The organism is Pseudomonas indica NBRC 103045 (assembly GCF_002091635.1).
Taxonomy (GTDB): Bacteria; Pseudomonadota; Gammaproteobacteria; order Pseudomonadales; family Pseudomonadaceae; genus Pseudomonas_M; species Pseudomonas_M indica.
Genome location: NZ_BDAC01000024.1, coordinates 47,825 through 60,250 on the forward strand (window position 1 = coordinate 47,825; position 12,426 = coordinate 60,250).

Here is a 12,426-nt window from a genome sequence, read left to right on the forward strand (position 1 = left end):
TTTTGGGGCTGCCCTCGCCGGGCGAATGAATTCGCCCCTACAAGCGGTAGTCCACCTCCGCCCGCTTTTCGTAGGAGCCAGCTCTGCTGGCGAAGGCTCTTTGCAGAACCTGATTGCCTTCACCCCCGCCCCGTCTGACGCCGCTGCCTCAACGCCACGGCAAGGCCGCTCAAGGCGATCACCGCCATGCCCAGCAAGGCACCGGCATCCGGTACGTGATCGAACAACAGGTAGCCGAGCAACCCGGCGAAGAGGATCTGCCCATAGCTGAACGGCGCCAGCAGCACCGGCGAGGCATAAAGAAAGGCCCAGGTGAGCAGCATGTGCCCGGACAGGCCGATCACGCCCAGGGCCGCCATGCCGAGAATATGGCCGGGAGAGGCCGTCTCCCAGAAGAACGGCAACAGCAGGCTGGTGCCCAGGGTGCCGATCACTCCGGTGATCAGGTTGGTAGTCGCGGCATCGTCCGTGCCCGCAATCCGCCGGGTGATCAGTTGGTAAAGCCCGAAGCAGGTCGCCGAACCCAGCGGGAACAACATCGCCGGCGTCATCAGGCCGCCGCCCGGGCGGACGATGATCAGCACGCCGAGGAACCCTGCGCCGACGGCGACCCATTGACCACGGGTCGCCCGCTCGCCCAGCAACGGCACCGCCAGTACCGTGACCAGCAACGGCGCCAGGAAGTTGATCGCCGTCGCCTCGCCCAATGGCAGATAGCGCAGCCCGCTGATGAACAGCATGCTGGTGGCAAACAGGCACAGCCCGCGCAGCCCCTGCAGCAGCGGCCGCTTGCTGCGCAACAGACCAAGCCCACGGCGCGGTAGCAGCACGCCGGCCAGCAGCAGGGTGTGCACCGCATAACGGAACCACACCAGCATCACCACGCTGTGAAAAGCGGACAGGTATTTCGACAGACTATCGAGCACGGCGAACAGCAATACCGCCGCGCTGATCAAGAGGATACCCAGGAGCGGATGCGGAGCACCGCTCGGGGATGGAAGACGCAGGATCATGAGGAAAGGCTCGGACTTGGCGCTGGCGCGCCTGAAGACGTCCGTTATCGCATCTCCTGTCGGGAAAGAGAAGGCCAGCACGCGAATCGGTGTTGTGACCGTCCGCTCCAAGACTTGCCAATCCGTGTAGGGGCGAATTTATTCGCCCGTTTTGTCATGCGTGATCCGGGGGTGATGCGTACGACTTAGCCCCTCCCCCCTCACCCCAACCCTCTCCCCAGAGGGGCGAGGGGGTAGTTCGTGTGCGGCTGCTGGTTCGTGCTGGGGCGAATTTATTCGCCTGTTTGTCATGCGTGATCCGGCGGTGATGCGTACGACCTAGCCCACCCCTCACCCCAGCCCTCTCCCCAGGGGGGCGAGGGGGTAGTTCGTGTGAGGCTGCTGGCCCGTGCTGGGGGCGAGTTTATTCGCCCATTTGTCATGCGGGATCTGGTAGTAATGCGTACGACTTAGCCCCCCCCTCACCCCAGCCCTCTCCCCAGAGGGGCGAGGGGGCAGTTGGTGCGGGCGGCAATTCCGTGTAGGGGCGAATTTATTCGCCCGTTCGTCATGGCGTGGTCAGCACGCCCCGGCGAATCTGGTCGCGTTCGATGGATTCGAACAGCGCCTTGAAGTTGCCTTCGCCGAAGCCGCTGTCGCCCTTGCGCTGAATGAACTCGAAGAACACCGGGCCGAGCAGCGTTTCCGAGAAAATCTGCAGCAGCAACCGGCGCTCACCGTCTTCGGAGGTACCGTCGAGCAGGATGCCGCGCGACTTCAGCTCGTCCACCGGCTCGCCATGATTCGGCAGGCGGCCTTCGAGCATCTCGTAGTAAGTCTCCGGCGGCGCGGTCATGAAGCGGGTGCCACGGGCCTTGAGCGCATCCCAGGTCTTGATCAGGTCATCGGTGAGGAAAGCCATATGCTGAATGCCTTCGCCGTTGAACTGCATCAGGAACTCTTCGATCTGCCCCGCTCCTTTCGACGACTCCTCGTTCAGCGGGATACGAATCATGCCGTCCGGCGCAGTCATCGCCTTGGAGGTCAGACCGGTGTACTCGCCCTTGATGTCGAAGTAGCGAATCTCGCGGAAGTTGAACAGCTTCTCGTAGAAATCGGCCCAGTAGGCCATACGCCCGCGGTATACGTTGTGGGTCAGGTGGTCGATGATCTTCAGGCCGGCCCCCACCGGATGGCGATCCACGCCGTCGAGGTAGACGAAATCGATGTCATAGATGGAGCTGCCTTCGCCGAAGCGGTCGATCAGGTACAGCGGCGCACCGCCGATGCCCTTGATCGCCGGCAGGCGCAGCTCCATCGGCCCGGTGGGCATCTCGATGGCCTGGGCGCCCAGCTCCAAGGCACGGTTGTAAGCTTTCTGCGCGTCCTTGACGCGGAACGCCATGCCGCATACCGACGGCCCATGCTCAGCCGCGAAGTAAGCGGCGTGACTCTTGCGTTCGCGGTTGACGATGGCGTTGATCTCACCCTGGCGGTACAGCGCCACGTCTTTGGAGCGGTGGTTCGCCACATGGGTGAAGCCCATGTGCTCCAGCACCGGCTCGATGACATTCGGGGTGGGCGAAGCGAATTCGATGAACTCGAAACCCATGAGGCCCATGGGATTTTCAAACAGGTCGGCCATGATCGGCTCCTAACTGACAGACAAGGCAAAGGGTGTGGACGGTCAATGCCTGGTCAGCGGCGGCGCACAGGAAATCCCCCGCACGCTGCGGGCGAGGTAGTCGCCCATGATCAATTGGAAACCGAGGATTTTCATGCGTGCGATGCTGCGCGGAAGCCACACGGGAATGCCGGCCGGCAGCCCCGAATGAAGAAAGAACCATAAGGAAGAGGAAAGTTCATGACCTGTCCGCGCGCAAGGTGGACGCCCGATGATGAGCGCCTCGTTTTTGTTTTTGCGTAAACCAGTTACGTAAAACGAAATCTGCGGGAGTTGTCGCCCCATGTCAAGCACAGCGGATCGCGCTCGCTAGGGCCGAATTCATTCGCCCTCTCGAGAAACCTCGCCCCACTTCAAATCCAGCCGAGCCGCCAGCAGGGTATCGGCGAGCGCCTGTGCGGCGACGGAAAGTTCGTGCCCCGGCTTGGTGAGGATACCCACCGGCCGCTCGATCACCGGGTCGCGCAGACGGATACAACGTGCACCCAGTTCGCGCATCTGCATCCGGCACAGCGCAGGCACGGCACTCACGCCCAGCCCGCTGCCGACCATCCGTCCAACCGTGGCGAGTTGGTGGCTTTCGAACACCACCGGCAACTTCAGCCCTCTCTCCCGCAGGTGCTCCTCGAGCATGACACGCACGGTTGAAGGCCGCTGCAGTGTGACGAACGGCTGCTCCAGCAGCTCCGCCCAACCCACCTCCTCGCGCTCCGCGAGAGCGGAATCGAGCGGCACCACGGCAACGAAACGATCGACGTAGAGCGGCATGAAGCTCAGCGGCGTGCTCGGCTCCGGCTCGAAGGCGATCCCCAGCTCCACGTGGCGGTCGCGAACCATCTCGATGACCTGCTCGTTGATCACGTCGTTGACCGTCACGCCGATACGCGGATAGCGCGCCCGGAAGTCCTTGAGGATCGGCGGCAGCAGGTTGCCGGCGAAGGACGGCATGGCCGCCAGGGCAACGCGCCCCTGGCGCAGGGTGAAGCGCTGGCGCAGCTCGTCTTCGGCGTTGTCCCATTCGGCCAACAGACGCCGCGCCAGCGGCACCAAGGCCTCACCTTCCGGCGTCAGGCTGACGGCACGGGTAGTGCGGCTGAACAGGCGCCCACCGAGGCTGTCTTCCAGCGCCTTGATCGTCAGGCTCAGGGCCGACTGCGACAGGTGCAACCGCTCGCAGGCCTGGGCGAAGCTGAGGGTTTGCGCCACAGCCAGAAAGGCACGGAGCTGTTTGACGGTCATGGAGAGCCTCAGCGACTATTCGATTTATCAAATCAATACTTTTGAAAATTCAACTTAACAAATAAGTCCTGCCACGGAAAACTCCCTCGCACGCACCCACCGCCCAACAATAAGAGGAAACACCGATGGCAGGTTTCGACAAGCGCGTGAGTACCTACGCCGAAGCCCTGGAGGGCCTGGAGGACGGCATGACCGTCCTGGCCGGCGGGTTCGGCCTCTGCGGCATCCCTGAAAACCTCATCGCCGAAATCAAACGCAAAGGCACCCGCGGCCTGACCGTGGTCTCCAACAACTGCGGCGTCGATGGCTTCGGTCTCGGCGTGCTGCTGGAAGACCGGCAGATCCGCAAGATGATCGCCTCCTATGTCGGCGAAAACGCCCTGTTCGAGCAGCAGTTGCTCAACGGCGAGCTGGAAGTGGAACTGACGCCGCAAGGTACCCTGGCGGAGAAGATGCGTGCCGGCGGCGCTGGTATCCCGGCCTTCTACACTGCCACCGGCCACGGCACACCGGTCGCCGAAGGCAAGGAAGTACGCGAGTTCGGCGGCCGTCGCTACATCCTCGAACACGCCATTACCGGCGACTTCGCCATCGTCAAGGGCTGGAAGGCCGACCGCTACGGCAACGTCGTCTATCGCCATACCGCGCAGAACTTCAACCCGCTGGCTGCCACCGCCGGGAAGATCACCGTGGTGGAAGTGGAGGAAATCGTCGAGCCCGGCGAACTGGACCCGAGCCAGATCCACACTCCCGGCATCTACGTCGACCGCATCATCTGCGGCACCTTCGAGAAGCGCATCGAAAAGCGCACCGTCCGCAGCTGACCGAACGAGAGGCATAGACCATGGCACTTACCCGCGAACAAATGGCCCAGCGCATCGCCCGCGAACTGCAGGACGGCTACTACGTCAACCTGGGCATCGGTATTCCCACCCTCGTCGCCAACTATGTCCCCGAGGGCATGGAGGTGATGCTGCAATCGGAAAACGGCCTGCTCGGCATGGGCGCCTTCCCCACTGAGGACGAGATCGACGCCGACATGATCAACGCCGGCAAACAGACGGTCACCGCCCGTGTCGGCGCTTCCATCTTCAATTCCGCCGAATCCTTCGCCATGATTCGTGGAGGCCACGTAGACCTGACCGTGCTCGGCGCCTTCGAAGTGGACGTGATGGGCAACATCGCGTCCTGGATGATCCCCGGCAAGCTGGTGAAAGGCATGGGCGGCGCCATGGACCTGGTGGCCGGCGCGGAGAACATCATCGTAGTGATGACCCACGCCTCCAAGGACGGCGAGTCGAAGCTGCTGCCACGCTGCACCCTGCCGCTGACCGGCGCCGGCTGCATCAAGCGCGTGCTCACCGACCTCGCCTACCTGGAGATCGAGAACGGCGCCTTCTTCCTCCGGGAGCGCGCGCCAGGTGTTAGTGTGGAGGAAATCCGGGCCAGGACCGCCGGTGAGCTGGTGATCCCCGACCACGTACCGGAAATGCAATTCGACTGATCCTTTTCGTCGAGCCTCGCCCTGCGAGGCTCGCGCCTTCTGGAGAGACGCAATGAAAGACGTCGTTATCGTCGCCGCCACCCGTACCGCCATCGGCAGTTTCCAGGGCTCGCTGGCGAACATCCCCGCCCCGGAACTCGGTGCGGCCGTCATCCGTCGCCTGCTGGAACAGACCGGCCTGGACGGCGCGCAGGTGGACGAAGTCATCCTCGGCCAGGTGCTCACCGCCGGCTCGGGTCAGAACCCGGCGCGCCAGGCGGCGATCCAGGCCGGCCTGCCCCATATCGTCCCGGCGCTGACCTTGAACAAGGTCTGCGGCTCCGGCCTTAAGGCACTGCACCTGGCGGCCCAGGCGATCCGCTGCGGCGACGCCGAGGTGATCGTCGCCGGCGGTCAGGAAAACATGAGCCTGTCGCCCTACGTGCTGCCGAAGGCCCGCACCGGGCTGCGCATGGGTCATGCCCAACTGGTCGACAGCATGATCACCGATGGTCTGTGGGACGCCTTCAACGACTACCACATGGGCATCACCGCCGAGAACCTGGTGGACAAATACGGCATCGCCCGTGAAGAACAGGACGCCTTCGCCGCCGCCTCGCAACAAAAAGCGGTAGCCGCCATCGAAGAAGGCCGTTTCAAGGATGAGATCACGCCGATCCTGATCCCTCAGCGCAAGGGTGACCCGTTGGCCTTCGACACCGACGAGCACCCGCGCCCGGATACCAGCGCAGCCAGCCTCGCCAAGCTGAAGCCGGCCTTCAAGAAGGACGGCAGCGTGACCGCCGGCAACGCCTCCAGCCTCAACGACGGCGCCGCCGCCGTCCTGATGATGAGCGCCGACAAAGCCGCCGCCCTGGGCCTGTCGGTACTGGCGCGGATCAAGGCCTACGCCAACGCGGGCGTCGACCCGGCGATCATGGGTATCGGGCCGGTCTCGGCCACCCGCCGCTGCCTGGAGAAAGCCGGCTGGTCCCTGGACCAACTGGACCTGATCGAAGCCAACGAAGCCTTCGCCGCCCAGTCGCTGGCAGTCGGCAAGGAACTGGGTTGGGACGCCGCCAAGGTCAACGTGAATGGCGGCGCCATCGCCCTCGGCCATCCCATCGGCGCGTCCGGCTGCCGCGTACTGGTGACGCTGCTGCATGAAATGATCAAGCGCGACGCGAAGAAGGGTCTGGCCACCCTCTGCATCGGCGGCGGCCAGGGCGTGGCCCTGGCGATCGAGCGCGACTGAGGCCCACGGCTTGCGATGTGCGACACGTCGCAAGCCATTCTTTTCGTTCCTCCTGTCGATCCGGCTCCCTGCCGAACGACTACCTTTCAATCGCAGCCCATTGCCGCGACGACAAGGAGGAACGCCATGCAACGCATCCAAACCATCACCCCCTGCCTGTGGTTCGATGACCAGGGCGAAGACGCCGCTCGGTTCTATACCGGCATTTTTCCCAATTCACGGATCGTCACCATCACCCGCTACGGCGAAGCCGGGCGGGAAATCCATGGCCGCCCGGCCGGCGCAGTGATGACCGTAGAGTTCGAACTGGACGGCCAGAGCTTCACCGCACTCAACGGCGGCCCGGTATTCACCTTCAACGAAGCCATTTCGCTGCAAGTGAACTGCCGCAACCAGGAGGAAGTGGATTATTACTGGGAGCGCCTGTCCGCGGGCGGCGATGAGCGCGCCCAACAGTGCGGCTGGCTGAAGGACCGGTTCGGCCTGTCCTGGCAGGTGACGCCCACCGAACTGCTCGACATGATCGCCGACCCGGACGAAGCGAAATCGCAGCGGGCATTCACCGCGATGCTACAGATGAAGAAGATCGAACTCGAGCCGCTGCGCCGGGCCTATCGCGGGTAGCGCGCCTACAGCCGGATCGAGGGAATGAACTGGCGGGTTCGCATCGACGAACCCGCCCCGTTCTATCAGCCGACGAAGTTCAGCAGAACACCCGCCGCCACCGCCGAACCGATCACACCGGCCACGTTCGGCCCCATGGCGTGCATCAGCAGGAAGTTCTGCGGGTTGGCCTCCAGGCCGACCTTGTTCGACACCCGCGCCGCCATCGGCACCGCGGAGACGCCGGCCGAGCCGATCAACGGGTTGATCTTCTGCGTGCTGAACAGGTTCATCAGCTTGGCCATCAGCACACCCGCCGCGGTACCGCCACAGAAGGCGACCATGCCGAGCAGCAGGATGCCCAGGGTCTTCATCTGCAGGAAGGCATCCGCCGACAGCTTGGAACCGACGGTCAGGCCCAGGGCGATGGTCACGATATTGATCAGCGCGTTGCGCGAGGTATCCGCCAAGCGCTCCACCACGCCGCATTCACGCAGCAGGTTGCCGAAGGCGAACATGCCCACCAGCGGCGCGGCGTCCGGCAGCAATAGACCGACCAGCAGGCAGAGCACCAGCGGGAAGACGATCTTCTCGGCCTGGCTGACATGCCGCAATTGCTGCATGACGATGGCACGCTCTTCCTTACTGGTGAGGGCTCGCATGATCGGTGGCTGGATCAGCGGCACCAGGGCCATGTAGGAATAGGCCGCCACGGCGATGGGACCGAGCAGGTCCGGCGCCAGCTTGGAGGTCACGAAGATCGAGGTCGGGCCGTCCGCGCCGCCGATGATGGCGATGGACGCGGCCTCCTTCAGGGTGAACTCCATGCCGGGAATCCCCATCGCGGTCAGCGCCAGGGCGCCGATCAACGTACCGAAGATCCCGAACTGGGCGGCGGCGCCGAGCAGCAGGGTCTTGGGGTTCGCCAGCATGGGGCCGAAATCGGTCATCGCCCCCACGCCCATGAAGATCAAGAGCGGGAACACACTGGTCGGCAAACCCACTTCGTAGAACAGGTGCAGTACGCCCGCCCCTTCGGCCATGTCGGCCACCGGGATGTTGGACAGAATGCCGCCGAAGCCGATCGGGATCAGCAGCAAGGGTTCGAAGCCCTTGCGGATCGCCAGGTAGATCAGCCCCAGGCAGACAACGATCATCAGCGCCTGCCCCGGTTCCAAGTGATACAGGCCAGTGCTCTGCCAGAGTTTGAGGAGCTTCTCCATCGATGACTCCTCAGCCGATGGTCAGCAGGCTGTCGCCCACCGCCACCGCGTCGCCGACCTTGACGTTGACGCTCCCGATGGTGCCGCTCTTGAAGGCACGGATCTCGGTTTCCATCTTCATCGCCTCGAGGATGATCACCAGATCGCCCTCCTGCACCGCCTGGCCGGGCTGGACCAGCACCTTGAAAATGTTGCCCGCCAACGGCGCGCTCTGCGGTTCGCCGCCGCCCGCCGGCACGCTGGCCGGAGCGGAGGACGCCGCGGCTGCACCGCCCAGCGGCTTGATGCCAGTGATGTCGCCGCCCTCGTTGACCTGAACGACGAAGGACTTGCCGTTGACGTCGACGGTATAGACCTCGGGCTTGCCGGCTTCGCGGGCAGGCATTTCCTTGCCGGTCGGAGCCGGTTCGAAGGCCGCCGGGTTGCCGCGGTTCTCCAGGAACTTCAGGCCGATCTGGGGGAAAAGCGCATAGGTCAGGACATCGTCGATCTCGTCCTTGGCCAGCTTGAAGCCTTTCTCCTGAGCGATACCCTTGAGCTCGGCGGTCAGCTTGTCCATCTCGGCATCGAGCAGATCGGCCGGACGGCAGGTGATGGCCTCGCCGCCGTCGAGCACGCGGGCCTGCAGCTCAGCGTTGAACGGCGCGGGCGCGGCACCGTATTCGCCCTTGAGCACGCCGGCGGTTTCCTTGGTGATCGACTTGTAGCGCTCGCCGGTGAGCACGTTGATCACTGCCTGGGTACCGACGATCTGCGAAGTCGGGGTCACCAGCGGGATGAAGCCGAGGTCTTCGCGCACCCGCGGAATCTCGGCCAGCACCTGGTCGAACTTGTCCTGGGCGCCCTGCTCCTTGAGCTGGCTTTCCATGTTGGTGAGCATGCCGCCCGGCACCTGGGCGACCAGGATGCGCGAGTCGACGCCCTTGAGATTGCCCTCGAACTTCGCGTACTTCTTGCGCACCTCGCGGAAGTAGGCGGCGATTTCCTCCAGCAGCTCCAGATTCAGGCCGGTGTCGCGCTCGGTCCCTTGGAAGATGGCGACCACCGACTCGGTCGGAGAGTGCCCGTAGGTCATGGACAGGGAGGAGATAGCGGTATCGACGTTATCGATGCCCGCCTCGACGGCCTTGAGGATGGCGGCGGTGGACAGGCCGGCCGTGGCGTGGCACTGCATGTGGATCGGGATCGACAGGCTGGCCTTCAGGCGCGAGACCAGCTCGAAGGCGATATAGGGCGTAAGGATGCCCGCCATATCCTTGATCGCCACCGAGTCGGCCCCCATGTCTTCGATCTGCTTGGCCAGATCGACCCACATTTCCAGGGTATGCACCGGGCTGGTGGTGTAGGAAATAGTGCCCTGGGCGTGCTTGCCCTGGCGTTTCACCGCCTGCAGGGCGGTCTGCAGGTTACGCGGATCGTTCATCGCGTCGAACACACGGAACACGTCGACACCGTTGACTGCGGCACGCTCGACGAATTTTTCCACCACGTCGTCCGCATAGTGGCGGTAGCCGAGCAGGTTCTGCCCGCGCAGCAGCATCTGCTGACGGGTATTGGGCATGGCCTTCTTCAGTGCGCGGATGCGCTCCCACGGGTCCTCGCCGAGATAGCGGATGCAGGCATCGAAGGTCGCCCCGCCCCAGGACTCCACCGACCAGAAGCCGACCTGATCGAGCTTCGGCGCGATCGGCAGCATGTCTTCCAGGCGCAGGCGCGTGGCGAGGATCGACTGATGGGCATCACGCAGCACCACATCGGTGATACCGAGTGCTTGTTTAACGGCAGTCATGCGAAAACTCCCTATCGGACCTGGATCAACCGCGGCGGGCGCGGTGCTGGTGGATGGCGGACTGGATAGCGGCGAGCAGATCGGCTTCCGGCTCCGGTGCGGAGGCAGCCCTGACCGGCAGAGGAGCGACGGCAGGAACCGGGGCGGCCGCCGCAAAGCGCCCAATCAGGCGGGACATCAGGCGGATGGCGAATACCAGCAAAGCGAGGAAGAAAAAGACGAATCCCATGCCGAACAGCATGAGCTCGACACCCTCGAGCAGGAGTTGACTGGACGTCATCGTAGCTCCTTTACCTGCGGCTGACCGCCGCGTTCTTTTAATTAGAAGAAGGGGAGCACCCGGAGCGCCATGCCCCGGGCAAACTGGCGAACCTTAGCCTGAAACGCGCGTTTGAAGCAAACGCCAGACCCGCCAAAGGGACATATCCAGACGAAAAAGCGTCATTACGTCGCAGCGAGACAGGCCGTTGCCGCTTCGTATCTTTGGTCGAAACGGCAATCTTCCTTTTAGAGTAGGAACAGCGTGGCCAGGCCGAGGAAAATGAAGAAGCCGCCGCTGTCGGTCATCGCCGTGATCATGACACTGGAGCCCATGGCCGGGTCGCGACCAAGGCGTACCAGTGTCATGGGAATCAGCACCCCCATCAACGCGGCCAGCAGCAGGTTCAGGGTCATCGCCGCCGTCATTACCACGCCCAGCGACCAACTGCCGTACAGGCCATAGGCGACTGCGCCGATGACACCGCCCCAGACCAAGCCGTTGATCAAGGCCACCACCAGTTCCTTGCGCAGCAGCCGCGAGGTATTGCCGGTGCCGACCTGATCCAGCGCCATGGCGCGCACGATCATGGTGATGGTCTGGTTGCCGGAGTTGCCGCCGATGCCGGCGACGATGGGCATCAGCGCCGCGAGGGCCACCAGCTTCTCGATGGAGCCTTCGAACATGCCGATCACTCGCGAGGCGACGAAGGCGGTGATCAGGTTGATTGCCAGCCAGGCCCAGCGGTTGCGCACCGATTTCCAGACCGAGGCGAAGATGTCTTCCTCTTCGCGCAGACCGGCCATGCTGAGGACTTCGCTTTCGCTCTCCTCACGGATCAGGTCGACCATGGCGTCGATGGTCAGACGGCCGATCAGCTTGCCGTTCTTCTCCACCACCGGTGCGGAAATCAGGTCATAGCGTTCGAACGCCTGGGCGGCGTCATAGGCATCGTCGTCCGGATGGAAACTCACCGGATCGTTGGCCATCACCTCGGCCACCAACTTCTCAGGGTCGTTGACCAGCAGGCGCTTGATCGACAGCACACCCTTGAGGATGCCGTCGTAGTCCACTACGAACAGCTTGTCGGTGTGCCCCGGCAGTTCCTTCAGACGGCGCAGGTAGCGCAGCACCACTTCGAGGGCGACGTCATCGCGGATGGTGACCATCTCGAAGTCCATCAGGGCACCGACCTGGTCCTCCTCGTAGGACAACGCCGAACGCACGCGCTCGCGCTGCTGGGCATCGAGGGATTCCATGAGCTCATGGACGACATCGCGCGGCAGTTCGGGCGCCAAGTCGGCCAGTTCATCGGCATCCATCTCCTTCGCGGCAGCGAGGATCTCGTGATCGTCCATGTCGGCGATCAGCGACTCGCGCACGGCGTCGGATACTTCGAGGAGGATGTCGCCGTCGCGCTCGGCCTTGACCAACTGCCAGACGGTCAGGCGGTCGTTCAGCGGCAGGGCTTCGAGGATATGGGCGACGTCGGCGGGGTGCAGTTCATCGAGCTTGCGTTGCAGCTCGGCGAGGTTCTGCCGATGGACCAGGTTTTCCACCAGTTCGTGATGGTGGCCTTCCTGGCGATGAGTCAGGTCTTCGACCAGCTTGTGCCGGTGCAGGAGGTCGATCACCTGCGACAGACGGTCTTGCAGGCTCTCTTGCGGCTTTTTGGCTTCTACTTCAGTCATAGCGCGCTCCGCCCCCAGTTGGCGGGCACGCCATAGGGGCTCAATCGGTCTTTACGTTCAACAATCGCGGTTCGGAGTAACTACTGGGTAAGTCCATGGTGGTATCCCACAAGCCCCGGCGGGGCTGACGCGGGCAATGATACACCGAGCCGGCCATTTGCGCGTGACAAAAACTTGGCAAGAACAAGTGTTTGCAGCAAAAACCTCA

The 12,426-nt window shown here is 63.5% G+C and carries 12 protein-coding genes; 4 read left to right on the forward strand and 8 right to left on the reverse strand.

Annotated elements, in window-relative coordinates; translation table 11 throughout:
* Nucleotides 1-119: 119 nt before the first annotated feature.
* From PIN01S_RS22235 to PIN01S_RS22245, 4 genes are all read right to left on the reverse strand, one after another.
* The gene (locus PIN01S_RS22235; protein ID WP_084339097.1) at nucleotides 120-1,013 is read right to left on the reverse strand and encodes a DMT family transporter; all 894 of its coding nucleotides are present in this window, start codon (nucleotides 1,011-1,013) and stop codon (nucleotides 120-122) included.
* 547 nt (nucleotides 1,014-1,560) lie between these two features.
* On the reverse strand, nucleotides 1,561-2,637 hold the full coding sequence (gene hppD / locus PIN01S_RS22240) for a 4-hydroxyphenylpyruvate dioxygenase (protein ID WP_084339099.1): 1,077 nt from the start codon (nucleotides 2,635-2,637) through the stop codon (nucleotides 1,561-1,563).
* Between the two features lie 42 nt (nucleotides 2,638-2,679).
* Nucleotides 2,680-2,961 (reverse strand): hypothetical protein, encoded by a 282-nt coding sequence (locus PIN01S_RS26545; protein WP_139198612.1) that lies wholly within the window; start codon nucleotides 2,959-2,961, stop codon nucleotides 2,680-2,682.
* A 36-nt stretch (nucleotides 2,962-2,997) separates the two neighbouring features.
* The gene (locus tag PIN01S_RS22245) at nucleotides 2,998-3,915 is read right to left on the reverse strand and encodes a LysR family transcriptional regulator (RefSeq protein WP_084339100.1); all 918 of its coding nucleotides are present in this window, start codon (nucleotides 3,913-3,915) and stop codon (nucleotides 2,998-3,000) included.
* A 125-nt stretch (nucleotides 3,916-4,040) separates the two neighbouring features.
* On the opposite strand from PIN01S_RS22245, the gene PIN01S_RS22250 reads away from it, so the two are divergent.
* From PIN01S_RS22250 to PIN01S_RS22265, 4 genes are all read left to right on the forward strand, one after another.
* Nucleotides 4,041-4,739, forward strand: a complete 699-nt coding sequence (locus tag PIN01S_RS22250; RefSeq protein WP_084339101.1) for a CoA transferase subunit A — start codon at nucleotides 4,041-4,043, stop codon at nucleotides 4,737-4,739.
* Nucleotides 4,740-4,759: 20 nt separating this feature from the next.
* The gene (locus PIN01S_RS22255; protein ID WP_084339102.1) at nucleotides 4,760-5,419 is read left to right on the forward strand and encodes a CoA transferase subunit B; all 660 of its coding nucleotides are present in this window, start codon (nucleotides 4,760-4,762) and stop codon (nucleotides 5,417-5,419) included.
* Nucleotides 5,420-5,471: 52 nt separating this feature from the next.
* Complete coding sequence (locus PIN01S_RS22260; protein ID WP_084339103.1) at nucleotides 5,472-6,653, forward strand: acetyl-CoA C-acetyltransferase; 1,182 nt, start codon at nucleotides 5,472-5,474, stop codon at nucleotides 6,651-6,653.
* Between the two features lie 126 nt (nucleotides 6,654-6,779).
* Nucleotides 6,780-7,277 carry a VOC family protein gene (locus PIN01S_RS22265; RefSeq protein ID WP_084339104.1) on the forward strand — a complete coding sequence of 166 codons (498 nt, stop codon included), beginning with the start codon at nucleotides 6,780-6,782 and terminating at the stop codon, nucleotides 7,275-7,277.
* Nucleotides 7,278-7,342: 65 nt separating this feature from the next.
* On the opposite strand, the gene PIN01S_RS22270 is transcribed toward PIN01S_RS22265, so the two are convergent.
* The 4 genes from PIN01S_RS22270 to mgtE form a co-directional block, all read right to left on the reverse strand.
* Nucleotides 7,343-8,479, reverse strand: coding sequence for a sodium ion-translocating decarboxylase subunit beta (locus tag PIN01S_RS22270; protein ID WP_084339105.1), 1,137 nt, complete (start codon nucleotides 8,477-8,479; stop codon nucleotides 7,343-7,345).
* 10 nt (nucleotides 8,480-8,489) lie between these two features.
* A complete protein-coding gene (gene oadA / locus PIN01S_RS22275) occupies nucleotides 8,490-10,268 on the reverse strand; it encodes a sodium-extruding oxaloacetate decarboxylase subunit alpha (RefSeq protein ID WP_084339106.1) in 1,779 nt (592 codons plus the stop codon).
* A gap of 25 nt (nucleotides 10,269-10,293) precedes the next feature.
* Nucleotides 10,294-10,548: an OadG family protein gene (locus PIN01S_RS22280; RefSeq protein ID WP_084339107.1), complete on the reverse strand. Its 255-nt coding sequence runs from the start codon at nucleotides 10,546-10,548 to the stop codon at nucleotides 10,294-10,296.
* Nucleotides 10,549-10,775: 227 nt separating this feature from the next.
* Complete coding sequence (gene mgtE / locus PIN01S_RS22285) at nucleotides 10,776-12,218, reverse strand: magnesium transporter (protein ID WP_084339108.1); 1,443 nt, start codon at nucleotides 12,216-12,218, stop codon at nucleotides 10,776-10,778.
* Between the last annotated feature and the right edge of the window lie 208 nt (nucleotides 12,219-12,426).

Excerpts from the sequence above, each read along its gene's own strand:
- PIN01S_RS22235 (WP_084339097.1), bottom strand. The coding sequence starts at position 1,013 with ATGATCCTGCGTCTTCCATCCCCGAGCGGTGCTCCGCATCCGCTCCTG.
- hppD (WP_084339099.1), bottom strand. The coding sequence starts at position 2,637 with ATGGCCGACCTGTTTGAAAATCCCATGGGCCTCATGGGTTTCGAGTTC.
- PIN01S_RS26545 (WP_139198612.1), bottom strand. The coding sequence starts at position 2,961 with ATGGGGCGACAACTCCCGCAGATTTCGTTTTACGTAACTGGTTTACGC.
- PIN01S_RS22245 (WP_084339100.1), bottom strand. The coding sequence starts at position 3,915 with ATGACCGTCAAACAGCTCCGTGCCTTTCTGGCTGTGGCGCAAACCCTC.
- PIN01S_RS22250 (WP_084339101.1), top strand. The coding sequence starts at position 4,041 with ATGGCAGGTTTCGACAAGCGCGTGAGTACCTACGCCGAAGCCCTGGAG.
- PIN01S_RS22255 (WP_084339102.1), top strand. The coding sequence starts at position 4,760 with ATGGCACTTACCCGCGAACAAATGGCCCAGCGCATCGCCCGCGAACTG.
- PIN01S_RS22260 (WP_084339103.1), top strand. The coding sequence starts at position 5,472 with ATGAAAGACGTCGTTATCGTCGCCGCCACCCGTACCGCCATCGGCAGT.
- PIN01S_RS22265 (WP_084339104.1), top strand. The coding sequence starts at position 6,780 with ATGCAACGCATCCAAACCATCACCCCCTGCCTGTGGTTCGATGACCAG.
- PIN01S_RS22270 (WP_084339105.1), bottom strand. The coding sequence starts at position 8,479 with ATGGAGAAGCTCCTCAAACTCTGGCAGAGCACTGGCCTGTATCACTTG.
- oadA (WP_084339106.1), bottom strand. The coding sequence starts at position 10,268 with ATGACTGCCGTTAAACAAGCACTCGGTATCACCGATGTGGTGCTGCGT.
- PIN01S_RS22280 (WP_084339107.1), bottom strand. The coding sequence starts at position 10,548 with ATGACGTCCAGTCAACTCCTGCTCGAGGGTGTCGAGCTCATGCTGTTC.
- mgtE (WP_084339108.1), bottom strand. The coding sequence starts at position 12,218 with ATGACTGAAGTAGAAGCCAAAAAGCCGCAAGAGAGCCTGCAAGACCGT.